Source organism: Ruegeria sp. CG4 (genome assembly GCF_056537185.1).
This window is the reverse complement of record NZ_JBQFRB010000002.1, coordinates 600,326-619,554: the sequence shown is the minus strand read 5'-3', so window position 1 is coordinate 619,554 and position 19,229 is coordinate 600,326. Positions and strand designations below refer to the sequence as shown.

Genomic DNA, 19,229 nt, shown 5'->3' with positions numbered 1-19,229 from the left:
TAAACCACCGGCCCCGGAAACCATCGTTCAGATGGACCAAAGGCCAATCATGCACAAACAATCAAATTGGACCACACAAGCGGGGCTGATCACCGTTCAATTCACCCTTCAGCAGGGAAAAGCGCAAAGACCATCACTTGACCACAAAATGGTCAGTTGACGCGGGAACTGTTTAGCGTGAAGTCGCGCACCAGTATCAATTTGGATTAACGGAATATTACATGTCCTCTCTGAAAGGCATCGATTACCGACTTTGGTTTGCCATAATTCTTACAGCGCTGTTGCCGACCCTTTATTCAACTGTGCGAATTTATTTCCTGAACAGCCTGCCGGATACGTGGAGCGTAAGCATTGCGGCTCAAGCCGCATGGCTGAATCTTGCATATGAAGTGGTTCAGGAAGCACTCTTGCTGCCGCTCTACTACGTCTTTGGGAAGGTCATTGCGGATCGTGCGGCCTTGCGTGAAAGGGTCGGCGATGCCTTTCTTGTCGCTCTCCTTTCCTACGGGCTTTTGACAATCGCGATCCTGCTTGGCTCGGATTGGTTAACACGCGCGATGTCGCAACAACCTGAGCTTCAGGTAAAAACGGCAGAATATGTGCGCCTCGAGGCATTGGGCATAATGGTCGGCGTCCTGAATGACATCTGCATCATCGTCGTTGTCGCATTGTCGTGGTCGCGTGTCCTCATTGCTCTGGTGGCGGCACGAGCAATGCTGACCATCCTCTTTGACAGTGTCTTCGTGGGACAATTTGATTTTTCGCTCGACCTCGGGGTTCAGGGCGTCGCTCTAACGAATATCGCGGTTGGTGCTTTGTTGTTTATGCCGTCCATCGCAATTCTCGCACGAGCCGGAGTTCTCGGCATTCCTCATCTTGGACGCGTCGAGGGTTGGAAAAGGGACTGGTTTTGCGTCGCGATCCGTTCTGGTCTGGAGGCGGGCGTCCGAAACCTTGCCTTCTCACTCATGATCCTGAAACTGGTAAACGAGGTCAACGAAGCGGGTCTGTTCTGGGTGACCAACAACTTCATTTGGGGCTGGCTTCTGTTGCCGGTCCTCACCCTCGGGACATTGATCCGGCAAGACGTTGGAAATCACCAAGGCAAGATCGATGGGCGTTTGGCGGGATATTTCTGGCTTACCGTGATCATAGTTGGCCTGTGGCTTGTTACGATCCCAGCATGGCGCTGGTTCATTGCTAATGCGATGGGGTCGGATGAGGCTGGAAAGGTAGTGTATCTCGCGCTGGTTTTCCTGGGTTTCTATGTCGTCTTCGCTTTGAACCATGTTCTTGACAGCTACTTGTATGGGATGGGCAGAACGGACCTGATGCTCTATCAATCCCTGTTCGTCAGCGTGATCTACTATGGCGGGGCCTTTGTCGCGTACCTGGCAGGTGAGTTCGTCCCTGATCTCACCAAAATAGCTTTTCTCTTTGGCGGCGGAATAGCGATGGATAGCTTGGTAACACTCTGGCAGTTTTGGCGCGCGGGGTATTTCGGGCGTTCAACGTGCGCAGAGCCCGATCTCGTCTTGCAGAAAGGATGATTGCGGCTTTTTGCTCGCCGGGGATTTCCGAAGGAAGTCTGCAATTCGTCCACTTCTTGGCATTTGTGGTTTGCCAAAAGCACCGCCCTCCACTTGTCGAACGGGAAACAGTGCAGGGAAGCGAAACTTATCAATTGATGGAGCACATGAATGACTGATCAGCCCCGCTTGTGTGGTCCAATTTGATTGTTAGTGCATGACATTCCCGGACGTTGATGCGTTTGAGGAACGGACTGCCATCGCTGAATACGATGGTGGTTGCACCCGTAAAGCGGCGGAAGATCTGGCGGCTCGGGCTCAGGGGTTCCGCGATGCGGAAGCCTATTGGCAGTGGTTGGCTGACTATGTCGTTAACCGAAGACCCCCCTGACAACTAACCCTCGGCGACCCACAACGGGTTGCCGGGGGTGTCCGCTTTGTTTTCTTTTTTGCCGAAGTCGATGTTGGTCGTAGGTGGCGGAATGAACGTAATGCGGACCCAAGTAACAGTGTCTAATAAATAGCCAAGTCCCTGATCAATTGCGGTCAGTTAACCAGTTTACTAGTCATCGGCCCTTCAAATCTCAAGTTTTTTTACGGAGAGATTCAAGCGCTGACTTTAGGATTTCTGAGTTCTCAGCCCGTTCTTCTGACGTCATTAAGTTCGGGTCGAAAACCAATCGAAAGTTTGGCTTTTCATGAGAGACTTTTTCTAGGTGGGGTCTCGATCTTATTTGACCCAGGACGCGGTAGGTCATTACGGGTTGAGCCACGCCCTTGACTTGGATTGCACCGACCTCTTCGGTTTCTATTTCGTGGTTTACGTGCGCCCTGGTTTCGTAAGAGATGTAAATCTCTCCTTCCTCTGCCTGATGCTCTAACCTTGAGGCTACGTTCACGGCACCACCAATGATGGTGTAATCCATACGGTCGTCACTTCCAAAATTTCCAACCGTGCAGAAGCCTGTATTGATGCCAATACGGCATTGTAGTTGTTGTCTTATTCCTTGCCTCCTCCATTCAGCCTGCAACTCTGCCAACTTGTCTCGCATCGCAATTGCCATTCTCACGCAAGCCAAAGCATCTTCGCGCACTCCTTTACTCTCCGGGTCACCAAAGAAGACAAGGATCGCGTCACCGATAAACTTGTCTATCGTCGCGCCGTAGCTCAAAGCGACTGCTGCCATTTCGGTCAGGTAACTGTTCAGAAGTTCCGTTAAGTCTTCAGACTCCATCTGATCCGTAAGTTCCGTGAATCCAGCCACATCCGAGAAGAACACACTCAGCTTTTTTCGTTTACTGGCGAGTTTGACTTCCTGGCGCCCGGAAAAGATCGATTTGTAAACTTGCGGTGATAAGTACTTAGCAAGCTTCCCTGACAACGCTTCAAGCTCTTGGTTTTTTCGGTTTACCTCTTCGGCCGCAATGCGCTGCTTTTCAGCCAATGCATTCAGTTCCCGCTCATTACGATCACTCAATCGCATCATTCGTCGTGTCGTCCGAAGCAGTTTCCTGTATTCTTCAACGAGGTTCTTTATTGAGTTTCGCGTCTCTTCATTTGGGAATTGTCCGCTGCTCAAAGTTGCTTCCGCGACTTCCAACGCTTCTCTCTCCTTGGCAAAAAGGTCGTCGATAGTCATTGATCAGACAACTTTTTTAGCGAAAACTTGGCGTGTTTAAGATCTTCTCCGAACTCCTCGCCAAGCTCTTCCATGGTTTCGTCTTCAGGATCATGAAACCAGTAAACTTCGACTTTCTTTCCCATTTCTGCAGCGGAATCCAAAAGCTCCATTATCATCATGATGGCTTTAGCGCTGGAGGAGTTGAAATAGATAAGTTCAAAGTCAAAACGACAGGCGGTATTTGAACCTTCGGAAAGCCAGTTTTTTAGGGAATCAAACAATGGATTGAAAAAGGTCGTAACATCCTCTGGATAGGATTCTCCAATAAGCCTGAGGTGACCAGCATCAAAATCAAATGCCACGGCCGGAGTGCGGTTTGTCGCCGGGATTTTAATGTTCTGCATTCTACCCTCTTAAACCGTGGCTTTGAGCGCGAAGAATGCGTGCTGGTCATCAACTCGCATAAAATCGAACTCGATAGGCTTTGACGCTCGACGCGCAATTTCAATTAACCCGATACCCGCACTGTTGCTGACACTATCGGCTTCGGCTCGTAGTTGGTCCTTGTACGCGACCTTTAGCTCTTCTCGGTTCATATCGCGGAGCTCTGATAGCCGGTTCCGCATGGTGTCGACATCGTTCAACAGGATCAGGTTTCCCGCGTGAACGACATAGCTGCCAGCTTCGTTTCCGATGGTCAGTATACCGTAACTTATGTCCAGTACCGCTGTTTCACCGTCAGCAGGCAACTTTTCAACGGAATATCTGATGATATTCTGCATCTGCTCTACAAAAACTGCGAATACACTGCGAAGCGTTTTGGTGTCCGCATCTTCAGATACCAACTTCTGCTTTAACGCATCGCCGACGCCGCTAAGAATGCTCTCGGTTACATAACCGCTGTAGGCGAAAACAACGCCCTGTTTTCGCAGGTTAGCACGTAGTTCGTAGACTTCGCTGGCAAGCATCTGTTCTCCTTGATCATGCTTGGACGGCACCAAGTTCAGCCCAGGTCTTGATATCATAAGATACACATTTATGCATTTTTAGGGTATCAATTGTGCAGGCTTATCAGCGGGGAGGTTAGCATGATTAGGCTAATATGTGTGGTCGCCCTTATACTTTCGTCAGGACCGGCTGTAGCGGCCGACATTCCGACCGAGGTGAAAGCAAAGCTCCAATCCGCCATGATTGCGCATGTCGATGGCGTGATGGTCGATGGTGCTTACACTTATCTGGACACAACAACCAATGCGATTGAAACTGTATACCCTGCAAATGTTCACCCCATGGTTATTCCGGCAGGAAGCGATTACTTCGTCTGCTCTGAAATGATAACCGAAGGTGGCGACACCGTGACCGCAGACTTTCTGGTGCGGGAAATTTCCGGGGACTACAAGGTTGTTCAGATGATCGTCAATAATCGTGGAGCTCTTCAGGCCGCGATGAAGAACATCGGGAACTAGATGCCAAACACTGTAGAGGCGTTCAGTGCGTAATCTCAGGGCCTTCTTAAGTCGCCGCATCTTCCTAAAGCACATTCTCGCGACCCTCTTGATTGGGGGTGTATTTAATGCCGTAGTGCTTCTTTTTTATTATGACTTCAAAAGACAAGCTCAAACGGACCAGGTCGCAGCGGAAATGGCAACGATTGCAAACCGTATTGCGAGGCCGCTGGCTGAGTTGGTTGAAGCACGAAACTTTACACAAGCGACGAGCCTGCTGGCCGTCTATTCTGGTTTTCCTTATGTGATTTGCGCCGAACAGAAGCTGGAGAAAAGCTCCAAAACCTTGGCCTCCTGGCCTGCCATAGGTTGTGACAGGATAAAAAAAACCGGTTTGGATATCGTCGTTTCCGTCCCGACAGCAGCAGGGTCGACAATGATGTTGGCACGAATTGATCAGGAGATTCTGAACAAAGAGTTGCAGACTGAAGTTGGAGTTGTGGTTCTTTTGGGAATTTTCGGAGGCCTTGCGCTGATATTAGCAGGTGCTGGTGCATTTTTATGGCTTATCAACAGACCTCTCGGTCAAATGTTGAAAGCTATTGAAAAGTTCGAACTATACGATGATCCGCAGAGGGTCCCGTACCAGTCAGAAGATGAGATTGGTAAAGTTGTTCAAAGCTACAACTCAATGCTGGAGCGGGAGGTCGAACGCGTCAACGCGATCCGTGAAGCGCACCATCAGATCGTCGACAGTGTAAACTATGCCACGCGAATTCAGCAGGGGTTGTTGCCTACTGCAAGTCAGTGTCAGAGCGCCTTCGCCGATTTTGCGGTCAAATGGGAACCTCGCGACTTGGTCGGCGGGGACATCTACTGGATCAGGTCGGAAGGACAGATTTCGACGCTTGCCGTAATTGACTGTACCGGTCACGGCGTACCAGGAGGCTTCATGACCATGCTGGCGATCGCTACTCTCGAGCGGCTTTACTATGAAAACGACAGGCTCAGTCCCGCTTCGGCCTTATCGAAACTGAGCGATTTAACTCGCACCCTCCTAAACCAGGACACTGAAAACTCGACTTCAAACGACGGTATGGACGCAGCAATTTGCCAGATCGACTCAAGCAAAGGGATAGCCAAGTTCGCAGGGGCACACATGTCTTTGTTGGTTAAGTCGGTGGCCAACGTTGATCGCATCCGAGGTGATAAACATAGTATCGGGTATGCGGACACCCCAAGAGGGCCAAAATTTATCGAGCACGTAATCCACTTAGATCAAATTGTTGATCTGATTATCTCTACCGATGGCCTGATCGACCAATTGGGTGGCGAAAAGCGCTTAGCCTTTGGAGTTCAAAGGTTAATGTCGATAGTTAAGCAAGACAGTTGGTCGAACTCGGCAGAGCTTTTGGCGGCCATCGAAGATGCTTTCCAAGATTACAGGAAGAATGAAGAGCGCATGGATGATTTGACGGTGATTGCTTTTCGTCCGTTGCAAGATACAAGTTAGGGTGCTTTTTATGAGGTGAACTGGGTAGCTGCTTATGGGAAAAAACTGTGGTCTGCCCAGTTTCTGACGAAAAAGGATTGCTTGGCCTGCAGGTGAGAGAGGAAAAGTCGGTTTTTTCATAGTGTAAGCCGCCAGCACCGGCGACCACTCGTCAGCACCCGGGCTAGTCGTCAGCGGTCCAGTCTTACGGACGCCGTCAGAGCCAGTCAGCGGTCTTGTAAACTGTCCCGCCAGCGGCCTCTCTATCGGCCAAACTGCCCCGTGCTCACCCTCGAAATGCCCCATGCTGATCCGCTGACGCTCCATTCCGCCCGTCGCTTCGCTCAGCAAAATGCCCCCGAAACCGCCCCAGTTCCGGTCACCGGTTGGAAAAGCTCTTAGGTTTCATCGGTGGGCAAGGTTTCCTACCACCCCAGCCAGGTCATTCAGACATGGAACAACAGCAGGCTCTGGGGGCTAAACCCTCCGAGAAATGCCCCCGTTTATGCCCCAGTGGTTTCGGGTGTTCTGACACCCCCTGTCTCCTCCTCTTTCCTAACCTCTAGTAGGGGCTCTATGGGGTGGGGAATAGGTACAAATAATGAATAGAAACCGGAGGAGTGAGAGACCCGAGTATCCCCGTTCCTGATCCATAATACACAGAGGAGGAGGTTATGGGGAAGATAGAGGGCCCATGGCACTCGCGGCCAATCGACGTTCACCGCTGGTCGGATCATCCAGAGGTGGCAGAGTTGGTCGACCGCATCTGGGACGGCTGGCGCTGAATGGGGTTGGAGAGGCATCTAGTCATGTCAGGTTCGAGCCCAATGCGTACGAGCGAACGAAAAAACCTAGTGGACTACTCCAAGTTCGTAATAGTCATAGCCGTCGGGAGGATTGTCGTCCCATGGCGTGACAATCTTGAACCCTAGCCGGTCATACAAGCTCCTAGCCGGAAGTTGGCGCTCCCCAGTTGTCAGCCTTACGCTGCTGTAGCCGTGCAACTCAGCTAGGTCGATCACTCTCCTGCAAAGAGCTGATGCAATCCCACTACTCCTGAATTGCGGCTCAACAAACATGGACTTTAGTTCGCAATGCTTGTCGTCCATTCGATAAATCGCCACAGTTCCAGCGGCTTTCCCATCCAAGTATGCAATGAGCACGTCTCCTTGCGGGGGGCAGTACTCGGTCGGAATTTTCGGTGAGGCCTTAAAGAACCACGACCCACGATAGTAGGCCTCGATGGTTTGAAGATCGTCAGAATAAAGAGATTTGTTTGCTTCATACAGGCCCCGCATTAGGGCTGCGGCATCATCAACTTCCTTCTGTGTACGCGCTTCGACGATGTTCAATTGCTTCGCTTCCAGCAAAGGATGATTGGATTGATACTAACACAAATTCACTGCCCCGATCAAAACAAGTAAGTGCCCGCTCTGTCCGCATTTCGGTTGTTCGCCTATCGGTTAATCCCACACATTTATTTCTGCAGCGTCAATTTTGAGCTTCGAACGGCACCACCTCCCGCCCAGTCCGTTCTTCATGTTCCGCCAGCCGTTGAAGATACCCCTCTGACCGGGCCGTCTGCCGCCAGATGATGTAGTCTTTGACGTGGTCAGCGTTCGGGTCGGGTTGTTCGTCCAGCCCGTAGAACTTGTTCGATGTGGGTAACGGTGCACCAGCCACTCCAGTAGACGCCTCGGCCATCACCCGCTTCAGTTCGCCCACTCGGGTGTAATCGACGATAAAACTGTCATGCACCGAAAGAACTGGAACGGCCCGATCGCAGAAGTGCCGATAGACACGTTCCGCTATCAGACTGTCGAGGTGCATCAACCGGATACCTTGATCCGCGAACAGGTAGTCTTTGATGTGAGGGGTCTTTTCCAGGAAGCCAGCCAGTAGTGCATCCAGTTGCTCGTTCGTCAGTGTCTTGCCTGCGTGGCCGGTTGGGTATCCGTCTCGAAACGCCCGGAAGGCGGCATCCCTGGAACCGGCGTTGATCGCTGTCAGTACAAGCCGCTTGATAAATTGACGCTGCAGCACAGAAGGCAGCCATGCACCCAGTATGTCGGGCAATTCATAGGGATCGCCATCAAGATCTTTTCCTGCTCGAAGGCTGAGCAACGAGACATGGAGACTGCGGAAGTCCACTTCGACGACTGGCGTATCATTGATGAAGATCTTCGACCTCCAGTCACTATTGATCTGCTGCCACCAACCACCATGAAAGCGCCCATTCAGGTTGACGTTCGAACGGCTGAATATCCTGCGGGTGAGCTTATGATGATGGTCGGTGGTGACATCATCGACTCTTGGCTCATCCAAAACAGGGATATCAATGAAAGCGTCACCAATAACTTGGTTATAGCGCTCAAGCTCAGCCCGCATTCTAATGATCTCGTCGGTATCCTCGTACTCGACCAGTGCCTCTGCTTTGTCGCCTCTAAGAATGATGATTTCTTCACCTTCGACCCGCCCAACGTCATCTCGTCGGAATGCCACTTCGGCGAACCATCCCTGCAGGACCTCGGAGGCTCGTATCCTTGTTGTTCTGTTCCCCCGGGCCAGAGGACCCGAGTAGCTGCCCTTGGCAACATCCAATAGTCCTGCCTCAATCAGGGTGTGAATGATCTTGATGATCTTCTTGGATATATGGATCGCGTTATAGCGAGAAGACGTGTCCCAGTAGTTCGAGGACATGGAGACGCCGATAGACAGTTCCGGGTCTTCCAGCCAGGCAACATACAGGTCCAGAACCAGCACCCGGAGTTGATGTCTGAATGCAGTCTTCGGCTTCGGTCCGGAGGTCTTATCGCTCGGCAGGTAGTCGTCCCAGATGCGGTCGATCAACTCTGCCACCTCTGGATGATCCGACCAGCGGTGAACGTCGATCGGTCGCGAGTGCCATGGGTTCTCTATCTCCCCCATAACCTCCTCCTCCCTCTGTGTACTATGGATCAGGAACGAGGATACTCGGGTCTCTCTATCCTCCGGTTTCTATTCATTGCTAATACCTATTCCCCACCCCCATAGAACCCCGCTAGAGGTTAGGAAAGAGGAGGAGGCAGGGGGAGTCAGAACACCCGAAACCACTGGGGCATAAACGGGGGCATTTTCCGTAGCAAACGGGTGCCACGGGTATCGAAGTAACGATGTTCCGATCAACTGGCTGGGGTGGTAGGATTCGAACCTACGATACACGGTACCAAAAACCGCTGCCTTACCACTTGGCTACACCCCAACGGTGAGCGGCTGTCTACGATTGTTGGTGGCGGTGTTCAAGGGCTTTCCTGCAAAAATCTCGGTTGCCCCAGAAATTTTTTCAAGCCGTCATTTTGTTTCAATCAAGACCGCCCCGGTGCGATGTCCGGTCGCGACCAATTCGTGCGCCGCCGGGCACTCGTCCATAGAAAATACCTGTTGGATTGGGCAATTCAAGGCACCTGCCTCAAGTGCGGTATGGAGTTTTTCGACTGCAGCAGAACGGGAGGCCATGGGTAATAGATAAACCAGGATGGTCTCCAGCGTAACCGCTTTGAACATCAGGGGGTAGAAGGGCAGAACGGGAAGCATTTCCTTGGCGGACCCAAAAGTGTTGATCCGTCCGTTTTCAGCGATGACTGCCGTGTTCGTCTCGACGTTCCGGCCAAACTCGACATCGACGATTCGGGCGATCGGGCGCCCGTTGTTGGCTTGCAGAATTTGATCCGCGAGGTCCGGGGCATTGTAGTCCAGAACCGCATCTGCTCCGGCCTGCAAAACCCTTTCGAAACTGCCCGGACCGGACGTGGCGATGACATGGGCGCCGCCCCACTTTGCCAGTTGAACGGCCAGATAGCCGACCGTGCCAGCGCCGCCGTGAATCAGCAGGCTTTGCCCTGCGATGTCACCGCCAGAGAATACGGCGTGGCATGCTGTCAGGCCCGGAATGCCCAGTACGGCTCCGGTTTCGAAAGACACGGAATCGGGCAGCGGCACGGCTTGCTCGGCCGGCAGCGTGATCTCAGTGGCGGCTGTGCCGAACGGCCGCTGCCACTGGCCGTTCCAGAGCCAGACGCGTTGACCGATCCTTGAGGTTGGGACTCCTTCACCAACCGCCGCAACAACACCGGACCCGTCGCTGTGCGGGATGATCACCGGGAACGGCGGCTTGGTCACGCCGGGTCTGCTTCCGGCGCGGGCTTTGACATCCGAAGGATTGACGCCTGAAAACGCCAGATCGACTGTGACTTCTCCGATCCCCGGAGCGGTTGAGGGCACATCCTGTACTTTCAGAACGTCGCCTGCGGAACCAAAGGCGCTATAAGTGACGGCTTTCATGGTCATCCCTTCTTGTTTCGCAGCAACAGTAGCCGGGACGGCGTGATTTGCCAGCCCCAGTAAAGGATTGGGAGCGACAGCTACGGTGGATTCCTTGTTTTGCCGCAGGCCAGTTGCAATTGAATTTCAGTTGCACAAAGTGTTGATTAAGATAATGAAATAACTAATAAAAAATGGAAATCGCATTGAAAATGGGGATTTTAGGGATTAGCTGTCGGACATCCGCAAGACACGTGCCAAGGAGGCTCAGAAATGCAACTGAATTCCAAAGTTTCAGACGCCCTGAACCGTCAGATCAACAATGAGCTTCACGCCTCGTATTCTTATCTTGCGATGGCCGCTTATTTCGAATCCCAAGATCTGCCAGGCTTTGCACAGTGGTTCAAAAGCCAGTCGGCAGAGGAAAACGCGCACGCTATGCGTATCTTCGAGTTTCTGGCCAAGCGCGGGGGGCGCATTGAGGTTGACGGGATTGCCAAACCCCAGGTGGATTTCGGCTCGCCGGTTGATGTGCTGGAAGCGGCGCTGGCGCAGGAAAAAACTGTAACAGGTCAGATTAATGCGTTGTTCGAACTGGCGCAGGAAGTCAGGGAGTTCAGCACCCAGAACATGTTGAATTGGTTTCTGGACGAGCAGATCGAGGAAGAGGACCTGATAGGTCAGGTGCTGGACAAGGCAAAGGCAGCCAACGGTGATCGCTGGCACCTTTTGATGCTGGATCAGGAGCTTGGCGCTCGCGGCGTTGGCGACGCGGAATAGACGTCGGCGAAAGGGTTATTCCCGGATTTCTGCTGGATCGACGCCCCACAGGTTGCCTTTCAGCGTCCAGCCGCGATAGCCACCGGCTGAGACGCGGCACCAGTCAACCGTGCAGGTTCCAAGACGGGCCACGACGCCCGCTTCGAAATGAGCGCTGACCTGTGAGGCAGGGTCGGGACTGGAATAGACCGGCAGCATGTCGCTTTCGATCAGAACGGTCCGTACGCCTGACAACAGGGCATAGTGGACCCAACCTCCGGCGCCGTCGCGATCCTGAACCTTGCGCCAGTTTCCGTATTCGGCAGTGATCTGCAACGGCATCCCGCGCCGTTTGAACACCCAATCGATTCGATGGGTCAGCGATGGCCCGCGGCGCACATTCCCTTCAGCGGCTTTCATCGACACATAACGTGGCAACGGTAGGTTGGTGACGGGGCCGCGTTTGTCCTGCGCGCTGGCCGCCAATGTGCCGAACACGATCAGAAATACAGACAGGATCGCCAGAACCGGGCGTTTTACCGATAGAAAACCACTCACCGAATGCCTGCTCTTATACCTGTTCAACGGGTTTCGAAAAAAGGTCGACTCAATGGCCGTGGGGTTCTTGTGCCCCGCCTTATCCTGCGCCACGATGACATGGCGCGCGCACGTTTGCAAAGCAGTGGGAGGGCGAAAGTGCCAAGAGAACGTCTGAGTGTTGTCGTTACGCGACGGTTGCCAGAGGCAGTGGAAACCAGATTGAGCGAGCTGTTCGATGTGCGCCTGCGGGACGATGATACACCCATGACCCGCGACGAACTTGTCGCGGCCGTGAAGGAGGCGGATGTCCTTGTCCCGACGGTCACGGATACCATTGACGGCGGACTGCTGGGGCAGGCGGGTGAAAACCTGCGGCTGATCGCAAATTATGGCGCCGGCGTCGACAATATCGATGTCGCGACGGCGCGGCAGCGTGGGATACTGGTCTCGAACACCCCCGGTGTTCTGACTGATGATACCGCGGATATGACAATGGCGCTGATATTGGCCGTCACACGCCGTATCCCCGAGGGGCTGGCGATCATGCAAAAGGGCGATTGGACGGGATGGGCGCCCACGGCATTCCTTGGGGGGCGGATCGGCGGTCGCCGGCTTGGCATCCTCGGCATGGGCCGAATCGGTCAGGCTGTCGCGCGCCGTGCCGCCGCGTTCGGAATGCAGGTTCATTACCACAACCGCCGAAGGCTGCGCCCCGAAATCGAAGAGGAACTTGAGGCGACCTATTGGGAGAGCTTGGACCAGATGGTGTCGCGGATGGATGTCATCTCGGTCAACTGCCCGTCGACCCCGTCAAGCTTTCATCTGATGAACGCACGTCGTCTGAAACTGATGAAACCGTCGGCCGTTCTTGTGAACACGTCGCGCGGTGAAGTGGTCGATGAAAATGCGCTGACCCGCATGATCCGTTCGGGCGAAATCGCTGGGGCAGGGTTGGATGTCTACGAACATGGAACCGACGTCAATCCGCGCCTGAGGCAGCTGCCCAATGTTGTCCTGTTGCCGCACATGGGGTCCGCCACGCTGGAGGGGCGGATTGAGATGGGCGAGAAGGTCATCATCAATATTAAAACCTTCGAGGACGGGCATCGCCCGCCGGATCAGGTGGTGCCATCAATGCTTTGACAAAATAACGCCCTGGTCGGAAAGGCCGGGGCGATCGTGTATTTCATCATCATTAGATTGAGAGGACGCTATGAAACGTGGAATGATTTCAGGACTGCTTCTGTCTGTGGCTGTCTCGACCACTTCGGTATTCGCTCAGGAAACTGCGGACGCGGTGTCGCCCGAGGCGGCGACCGAAGGTGAGGCGCAGGCGCTGACCGCTGAGGTGATCGCAGCGCTTGAAGCGAAGATGGCCGGGGCCCCGGTTGAAGCGCAAGACTGGATGGTGACCGCGGCCAACCCGCTTGCGGTCGAGGCGGGCGCACGGGTGCTGCGCGACGGGGGAACGGCGGCGGACGCGATGGTTGCCGTTCAGGTCGTCCTGGGATTGGTCGAGCCGCAATCGTCAGGTCTGGGCGGTGGCGCCTTTCTGGTCTGGTACGATGCGGCCAGCGGTCAGCTGACCACTCTGGACGGGCGTGAAACTGCACCGCTCGCGGCAAGACCCACGCTGTTTCAGGACGAAAACGGAGAGCCGCTGAAGTTCTTCGATGCCGTTGTCGGCGGCCTTTCTGTGGGAACGCCCGGCACGCCTGCCTTGCTCGAAGAAGCGCATCGGCGCTGGGGGCGCAGCTCATGGCCCTCGTTGTTCAAGGACGGTATCGCGCTGGCCGATGACGGATTTCTGGTGTCGCCCCGGTTGGCGGCTTTGGTCGCGAACGACGCCGAGCGTCTGGCGCGCTTCCCAGCAACGGCCGAATATTTCCTGCCCGGTGGGGCGCCTTTGGAACAGGGACAGCGGCTGACAAATCCGGCATATGCCGAAACGCTTCGCACCTTGGCAAGTGAAGGCTCAGCCGGATTCTACGGTGGCGATATTGCTGCGGGCATCGTGAACACAGTTCGCTCGGCGCCGGGCAATCCGGGTGTGTTGTCCGGGATCGACCTCGCGCTCTATCAGGTGGTCGAGCGCGCGCCGGTTTGCGCGGCCTACCGGGCCTATGAGGTCTGCGGCATGGGCCCGCCATCATCAGGTGCTCTGACGGTCGGGCAAATTCTGGGAATGCTGGACGGTTACGATCTGGCTGGTCTGGGACCGGAAAATCCCGAAGCGTGGCGATTGATCGGTGACGCCTCAAGACTGGCATTTGCCGATCGCGGTCGCTACATGGCTGACAGCGATTTCGTCCCGGTGCCGACCGCCGGTCTGGTGGACCCGGACTATCTTTCCCAGCGCGGTTCGCTGCTGAACCAGGAAGGTACCCTGACCGAGGCAACACCCGGCAAGCCCGAGTTCGACCACGCCCAAAACCTGGCGGATGATGTTTCTCTGGAGCTGCCGTCGACGTCGCATATCTCGATCGTTGACCGGTATGGGAATGTGCTGTCAATGACGACGACAATCGAAAACGGCTTTGGCTCGCGGCTGATGACAAACGGCTTCCTGCTGAACAATGAACTGACGGATTTCTCGTTCCGAACGCACAAGGACGGCGTCCCGATTGCCAACCGCCTTGAACCCGGCAAACGCCCCCGCTCGTCGATGAGCCCGACCATCGTCATGCAGGACGGTGCTCCGGTGCTGGCCATAGGCTCGCCTGGCGGCAGCCGCATCATCGGGTATGTCGCCAAATCGATCATCGCCTGGGCCGATTGGGGCATGGATGTGCAGCAGGCCGTGTCCTTGCCGCATCTGGTCAACCGTTTTGGGACCTATGATGTCGAGTTGGGCACCGGTGCAGAAGGTTTCCTGGATGCCCTGACCGAGCTGGGTTTCGAAGTGAATGCCCGGGATCTGACCTCGGGCCTGCATGCCATCGAAATCGGAGAGGTTCTGAGCGGTGGCGCAGACCCGCGTCGAGAAGGTATCGCGCTGGGTGAATAGCCGGGCGGCAGAAAGGAAAGACCATGGTGCAGGCAAACGCTTTGCCCCGGAATGAGGACGGGATTGCAACCGCAATCGGTATCCTGAAACAGACATTCGGGGACCGGCTGCAAACGGGTGATGCCATCCGCGAGCAGCATGGGCATACGACGACCTGGATAGAAAACCAGCCGCCGGACGCGGTGGTCTTTCCACACTCAACCACAGAAGTCTCGGATATCGTCAGCACCTGTGCCCTTCACAAAGTGCCGGTGATTGCATTTGGAACCGGCACTTCGCTGGAAGGGCACGTGAACGCGCCCGCAGGTGGGGTTTGCGTTGATCTGAGCCAGATGAACAAGATACTGGCGGTCAATGCCGGTGATCTGGACTGTCTTGTGCAACCCGGTGTCACGCGTGAGGATCTGAATACGTATCTGCGGGATCAGGGCCTGTTTTTTCCCATCGACCCGGGGGCGAATGCCTCGCTGGGCGGGATGGCTGCGACCCGCGCGTCAGGCACAAATGCCGTCCGCTACGGCACGATGAAGGACAATATACTCAGCCTCGAGGCCGTGATGCCGGATGGGCGGATCATTCGCACTGGTCACAGGGCCAAAAAATCCTCGGCCGGATATGACCTGACCCGGCTGCTGATCGGGGCCGAGGGCACCTTGGGCATCATCACCGAACTGACGCTGCGCCTTCAGGGCATCCCTGAGGCGATCAGTTCAGCCCGGTGTTCCTTTCCCTCCGTCGATGCGGCCTGTCAGGCCGTCATGATGACCATCCAATACGGCATCCCCGTGGCCCGGATCGAATTGCTGGACGAGTTGTCGGTCAAGGCGGCCAATGCCTATTCCGGCCTGGCTCTCCCTGAAACACCGCTCTTGCTGCTCGAGTTTCACGGGTCCGAATCCGGTGCCATCGAACAGGCCGAAACATTCGGACACATCGCGGATGAGTTTGGCGGGACCGATTTCGCCGCAACCTCGACCACGGAAGAACGTAACAGGCTTTGGCAGGCCCGCCACGACATGTACTGGGCGTGTCTGCAATTGCGACCCGGCACAAGTGGTATTTCGACCGATGTCTGCGTCCCGATCTCGCGTCTCTCCGAATGTGTGACTGCCACGCAGGCCAAAGCGGCCGAGCTGGGCCTGGTCGCGCCGATGGTAGGGCATGTCGGGGACGGCAACTTCCACACTCTGTTGTTGATCGACATGGACAATACAGCCGAGGTGTCCAATGCTGAACAATTCGTCGGCTGGCTGAATGATCTGGCCATCTCTTTGGACGGAACTTGCACGGGTGAACATGGCATCGGGCAAGGCAAGCGACCCTACCTTCATCGAGAGCTTGGGGCCGCGTTGGATTACATGGCCGCAATCAAATCTGCTTTGGATCCGGACAATATCATGAACCCGGGCAAGATATTGTGAGCGGCCCTGCCGCTTCATCTTTTCCCAAATACTCAAATTAAACGATCTTCAGCTGACCGAACTTCTGTTGTTCGTGCACTAAGGTCGGTTTTGTCCGTTTTTGCGTCGGATGGACTTTGCGGACAGATGCGCCATTCGTCATAAACCATGCCAAACAGATTCATTCCGGAGAGCGGGCATATGAAAACCCAAGTCAAAGCACTGGTCGTTGGCGGCGGCGCCGTCGGCACCTCGATTGCGTATCATCTGGCCAAGGCGGGCTGGGACGATGTGATGCTGATCGAGCGGGACGAATTGACGTCCGGATCGACATGGCATGCCGCCGGTCTGCTGCCGCTGTTCAACATGTCTTATGCGACAACTCACATCCACAAATACTCGGTCGATTTCTACAAGACGCTCGAGGAGGAAACCGGCTTGAACGCAGGTTTCGCCGTGGTCGGCAACCTGCGCATGGCGCAAACGCAAGAGCGTATGGACGAATACATGCTCTATGCGTCCACAGCCGAAACCTGCGACGTCGCCTACGAGTGGCTGACACCCGAGCAGATCAAGGAACGCTGGCCGCTGATCGAGACCTCGGACCTGAAGGGCGCGATCTATCACACCGAGGACGGTTACATTAACCCCGCCGACGTGACACAGGCGATGGCCAAGGGCGCCCGTCAGCGTGGCGTTGATATCGTGCGCAAGATGCAGGCCGATGCGTTCCACTGGAACGGCACCCACTGGGAAGTCACCTGCACCAAGATGGTGGAAAAGGGTGGCAACCTTGTCGAAAGCGACGAGAAGCTCGTGATCACAGCCGAGCATGTCGTGACCGCATCGGGCAACCACGCACAGCGCACTGCCAAGATGCTGGGCATCAAGATGCCTGCCATCCCGGTTGAGCACACATTCATCGTCATGGACAAAGACCCCGAACTGGTCAAATGGCGCGAAGCAGGCAACCCGGAACACCCCGTTGTGCGTGACGCCGACAACGAGTCCTACGCGCGTGAAGAGCGTGGCGGCTGGATTCTGGGGATCTATGAACACGGCGCACCCGCGCGCTTTGAGCACGGTGTACCAGACAGCTTCCGTGCCGACCTGTTCCCGCTGGATCTGGACCGGATCGCGGATCAGTACATGGCAATGGCCGAACGTGTGCCTTCCTGTGCCGAGTCCGGCCTGAAGGACGACTTCAACGGCCCGATCTGCTATACCCCCGACGGCAACCCGCTGGTTGGTCCGGCACCAGGCCTGCGCAACATGTGGCTGGCCGAAGGTTTCTCGTTCGGGATCACCGCCGCGGGCGGCACCGGCTATTATCTGGCTCAGATGATGGTCGATGGCGAAGCTGAGATCGACATGGCCTCGCTGGACCCCAAGCGGTATTCGTCCAACTGGATGACCACCGAGTTCGCAGCGCGCAAGAACGAAGAGTGTTATGAGCACGTCTACATCCTGCACCACCCGGATGAAGAGCGTGAAGCCTGCCGTCCGCTGCGTACCGTTCCGGCCTATGATCGGCAGAAAGCACGTGGCGCACAGTTCGGATGGGTCAACGGGTGGGAACGCCCGAACTATTTCGGCCCCGTCGATGCACCTGACAACTTCGACAAGGAAAGCCGCTCGTTCCGCCGTGGTGGCTGGTGGCAACATGCCGTCGAAGAAGCCAAGGCGATCCGCGAAGGCGTTGGCCTGATCGACGCGTCGGCCTTCACCAAACATGTCGTCAAAGGCCCCGGTGCAACCCAATTCTTGGATTGGTTCACCTGTAACAAGCTACCCAAGGTCGGTCGTATCAACCTGACCTACGCGCTGACCTCGCACGGCACCACCCGCACCGAATACACCATCGTCCGCAATGGCGAGAACAACTACTACATCGTCTCTGCCGGTGCCTGGACCGAGTACGACGCCGACTACCTGCGCAAGGCGGCCGAGGACAAGATGGAGGAGTTCGGTTACATCGAGATCCAGGACGTGACCACCCAGTGGGGCGTCTTCGCCATCGCCGGACCCAAGTCGCGTGACGTTCTGAAAGAGGTCATCAAGGATGCCGACCCGGAAACCGCACTGTCCAACAAGCGCTTCCCGTGGTTGTCGGCCCGTCAGATCGAATTGGGTATGTGCCCGGTCAACGCGATCCGTGTGGCCTATACCGGTGAGCTGGGCTGGGAACTGCACCACCCGATCGAGATGCAGAACTACCTGTTCGACCTGCTGGAAAAAGCTGGTGAGAAGCACGGTATGAAGCTGGTCGGAGCCCGCGCTCAGAACTGGCTGCGTCAGGAGAAATCCTATCGCGCCTTCGGCACCGAACTGGGGCGCGATGCAACCCCGCTGGAAGCCGATCTGCCGCGTTTTGTCGACCTGTCCAAGGACTTCTACGGCAAGGCCAAGCTGGAAGAGACCGGCGTGCGCGTGAAATGCTGCACCCTGCTGATCGACGGCCCGGACGATGCCGACCCGTGGGGCCGCGAGGCGCTGTACACGCCGGAAGGTGAGCGCGTGGGTCGTCTGACCTCGGGTGGATATTCGGTGGCCTTTGAGAAATCCATCGGCATGGGCTATGTGAAGCCCGAGCTGGCGGTCGAAGGCACCAAGCTGCAGGTTAAAATTCAGGACAAGCTGTGGGATGCGGTCGTGACCTGCGACAGCCCCTACGATCCGAAAAACGAAACCATCCGCAAGGACGGTTAAGTAAGAACCACGGGCGGTGCACCTGAAGTGCGCCGCCTTTTGCGCTGGGCTTATAGGGTAACTTATTGCTACTTATTGGAAAGTTCGTCGAAACATTCCAATGCCTTGGCCGCGTACATCATGGATGGTCCACCGCCCATCTGGATGGCCATTGAAAGCACGTCCGAGACTTCGTCGCGTGAAGCCCCGGCTTTCACAAGGGCTTCTGTGTGCAACGAAATGCAGGGTTCACAGCGCACGGCGATCGACATCCCAAGCGCGATGAATTCCTTGATCTTGTAGTCTAACGCACCGCCTTCTTTGACGGACTTTCCCAACGCGCCGAAGGCGCGCGCCGTGTCGGGAATCGCCCCATTCAGGTTGTGCAAACCGCTTCGGGTTTCAGACAGTTTTGTCGTCCAGGTCATTGACGTTCTCCGTTATATAC

At 55.5% G+C, this 19,229-nt stretch carries 17 protein-coding genes and 1 tRNA gene; 9 read left to right on the top strand and 9 right to left on the bottom strand.

Annotated elements, in window-relative coordinates:
- The first annotated feature begins 221 nt into the window (after positions 1 to 221).
- Both ACR0J2_RS09465 and ACR0J2_RS09460 read left to right on the top strand, forming a co-directional pair.
- The gene (locus tag ACR0J2_RS09465; RefSeq protein ID WP_480812383.1) at positions 222 to 1,550 is read left to right on the top strand and encodes an MATE family Na+-driven efflux transporter; all 1,329 of its coding nucleotides are present in this window, start codon (positions 222 to 224) and stop codon (positions 1,548 to 1,550) included.
- 196 nt (positions 1,551 to 1,746) lie between these two features.
- Positions 1,747 to 1,920: a hypothetical protein gene (locus ACR0J2_RS09460; protein WP_480812382.1), complete on the top strand. Its 174-nt coding sequence runs from the start codon at positions 1,747 to 1,749 to the stop codon at positions 1,918 to 1,920.
- A 193-nt stretch (positions 1,921 to 2,113) separates the two neighbouring features.
- On the opposite strand, the gene ACR0J2_RS09455 is transcribed toward ACR0J2_RS09460, so the two are convergent.
- From ACR0J2_RS09455 to ACR0J2_RS09445, 3 genes are read right to left on the bottom strand one after another with little or no spacing between them, the layout of a single operon-like run.
- A complete protein-coding gene (locus tag ACR0J2_RS09455; RefSeq protein WP_480527780.1) occupies positions 2,114 to 3,169 on the bottom strand; it encodes an adenylate/guanylate cyclase domain-containing protein in 1,056 nt (351 codons plus the stop codon).
- Positions 3,166 to 3,555, bottom strand: coding sequence for a DUF1987 domain-containing protein (locus ACR0J2_RS09450; protein WP_170614902.1), 390 nt, complete (start codon positions 3,553 to 3,555; stop codon positions 3,166 to 3,168). The genes ACR0J2_RS09455 and ACR0J2_RS09450 overlap by 4 nt, the downstream gene beginning before the upstream one ends.
- A 9-nt stretch (positions 3,556 to 3,564) precedes the next feature.
- The gene (locus ACR0J2_RS09445; RefSeq protein ID WP_170614901.1) at positions 3,565 to 4,119 is read right to left on the bottom strand and encodes a SiaB family protein kinase; all 555 of its coding nucleotides are present in this window, start codon (positions 4,117 to 4,119) and stop codon (positions 3,565 to 3,567) included.
- A gap of 120 nt (positions 4,120 to 4,239) precedes the next feature.
- Between ACR0J2_RS09445 and ACR0J2_RS09440 the strand changes: the two genes are divergently transcribed.
- Complete coding sequence (locus tag ACR0J2_RS09440) at positions 4,240 to 4,617, top strand: hypothetical protein (protein ID WP_170614900.1); 378 nt, start codon at positions 4,240 to 4,242, stop codon at positions 4,615 to 4,617.
- A 25-nt stretch (positions 4,618 to 4,642) separates the two neighbouring features.
- The gene (locus tag ACR0J2_RS09435) at positions 4,643 to 6,109 is read left to right on the top strand and encodes a SpoIIE family protein phosphatase (RefSeq protein WP_480812381.1); all 1,467 of its coding nucleotides are present in this window, start codon (positions 4,643 to 4,645) and stop codon (positions 6,107 to 6,109) included.
- An 830-nt stretch (positions 6,110 to 6,939) separates the two neighbouring features.
- Here ACR0J2_RS09435 and ACR0J2_RS09430 read toward each other — a convergent pair.
- The 4 genes from ACR0J2_RS09430 to ACR0J2_RS09415 all read right to left on the bottom strand — a co-directional run bounded on the left by ACR0J2_RS09430 (position 6,940) and on the right by ACR0J2_RS09415 (position 10,408).
- Positions 6,940 to 7,440 carry a GNAT family N-acetyltransferase gene (locus ACR0J2_RS09430; RefSeq protein WP_480812380.1) on the bottom strand — a complete coding sequence of 167 codons (501 nt, stop codon included), beginning with the start codon at positions 7,438 to 7,440 and terminating at the stop codon, positions 6,940 to 6,942.
- Positions 7,441 to 7,579: 139 nt separating this feature from the next.
- The gene (locus ACR0J2_RS09425; protein WP_480812379.1) at positions 7,580 to 9,016 is read right to left on the bottom strand and encodes a hypothetical protein; all 1,437 of its coding nucleotides are present in this window, start codon (positions 9,014 to 9,016) and stop codon (positions 7,580 to 7,582) included.
- 238 nt (positions 9,017 to 9,254) lie between these two features.
- Positions 9,255 to 9,329 (bottom strand) — tRNA-Gln (locus ACR0J2_RS09420).
- 89 nt (positions 9,330 to 9,418) lie between these two features.
- Positions 9,419 to 10,408: an NADPH:quinone reductase gene (locus tag ACR0J2_RS09415; RefSeq protein WP_480812378.1), complete on the bottom strand. Its 990-nt coding sequence runs from the start codon at positions 10,406 to 10,408 to the stop codon at positions 9,419 to 9,421.
- 252 nt (positions 10,409 to 10,660) lie between these two features.
- Here ACR0J2_RS09415 and ACR0J2_RS09410 point away from each other — a divergent pair, with 252 nt between their 5' ends.
- A complete protein-coding gene (locus ACR0J2_RS09410) occupies positions 10,661 to 11,167 on the top strand; it encodes a ferritin (protein ID WP_480812377.1) in 507 nt (168 codons plus the stop codon).
- Between the two features lie 15 nt (positions 11,168 to 11,182).
- Here ACR0J2_RS09410 and ACR0J2_RS09405 read toward each other — a convergent pair whose 3' ends face one another.
- Positions 11,183 to 11,704: an SH3 domain-containing protein gene (locus ACR0J2_RS09405; RefSeq protein ID WP_170614863.1), complete on the bottom strand. Its 522-nt coding sequence runs from the start codon at positions 11,702 to 11,704 to the stop codon at positions 11,183 to 11,185.
- Between the two features lie 138 nt (positions 11,705 to 11,842).
- On the opposite strand from ACR0J2_RS09405, the gene ACR0J2_RS09400 reads away from it, so the two are divergent.
- The 4 genes from ACR0J2_RS09400 (at position 11,843) to ACR0J2_RS09385 (ending at position 18,802) form a co-directional block, all read left to right on the top strand.
- A complete protein-coding gene (locus ACR0J2_RS09400) occupies positions 11,843 to 12,829 on the top strand; it encodes a 2-hydroxyacid dehydrogenase (RefSeq protein WP_170614862.1) in 987 nt (328 codons plus the stop codon).
- A 70-nt stretch (positions 12,830 to 12,899) separates the two neighbouring features.
- Positions 12,900 to 14,693 carry a gamma-glutamyltransferase gene (ggt, locus tag ACR0J2_RS09395; protein ID WP_480812376.1) on the top strand — a complete coding sequence of 598 codons (1,794 nt, stop codon included), beginning with the start codon at positions 12,900 to 12,902 and terminating at the stop codon, positions 14,691 to 14,693.
- A gap of 23 nt (positions 14,694 to 14,716) precedes the next feature.
- Positions 14,717 to 16,114: an FAD-binding oxidoreductase gene (locus tag ACR0J2_RS09390; RefSeq protein WP_480812375.1), complete on the top strand. Its 1,398-nt coding sequence runs from the start codon at positions 14,717 to 14,719 to the stop codon at positions 16,112 to 16,114.
- Between the two features lie 180 nt (positions 16,115 to 16,294).
- Entirely contained in the window at positions 16,295 to 18,802 is a 2,508-nt protein-coding gene (locus ACR0J2_RS09385; RefSeq protein WP_480812374.1) for a GcvT family protein, read from the top strand.
- 68 nt (positions 18,803 to 18,870) lie between these two features.
- On the opposite strand, the gene ACR0J2_RS09380 is transcribed toward ACR0J2_RS09385, so the two are convergent.
- Positions 18,871 to 19,209 carry a carboxymuconolactone decarboxylase family protein gene (locus ACR0J2_RS09380; protein WP_480812373.1) on the bottom strand — a complete coding sequence of 113 codons (339 nt, stop codon included), beginning with the start codon at positions 19,207 to 19,209 and terminating at the stop codon, positions 18,871 to 18,873.
- Positions 19,210 to 19,229 lie beyond the last annotated feature (20 nt).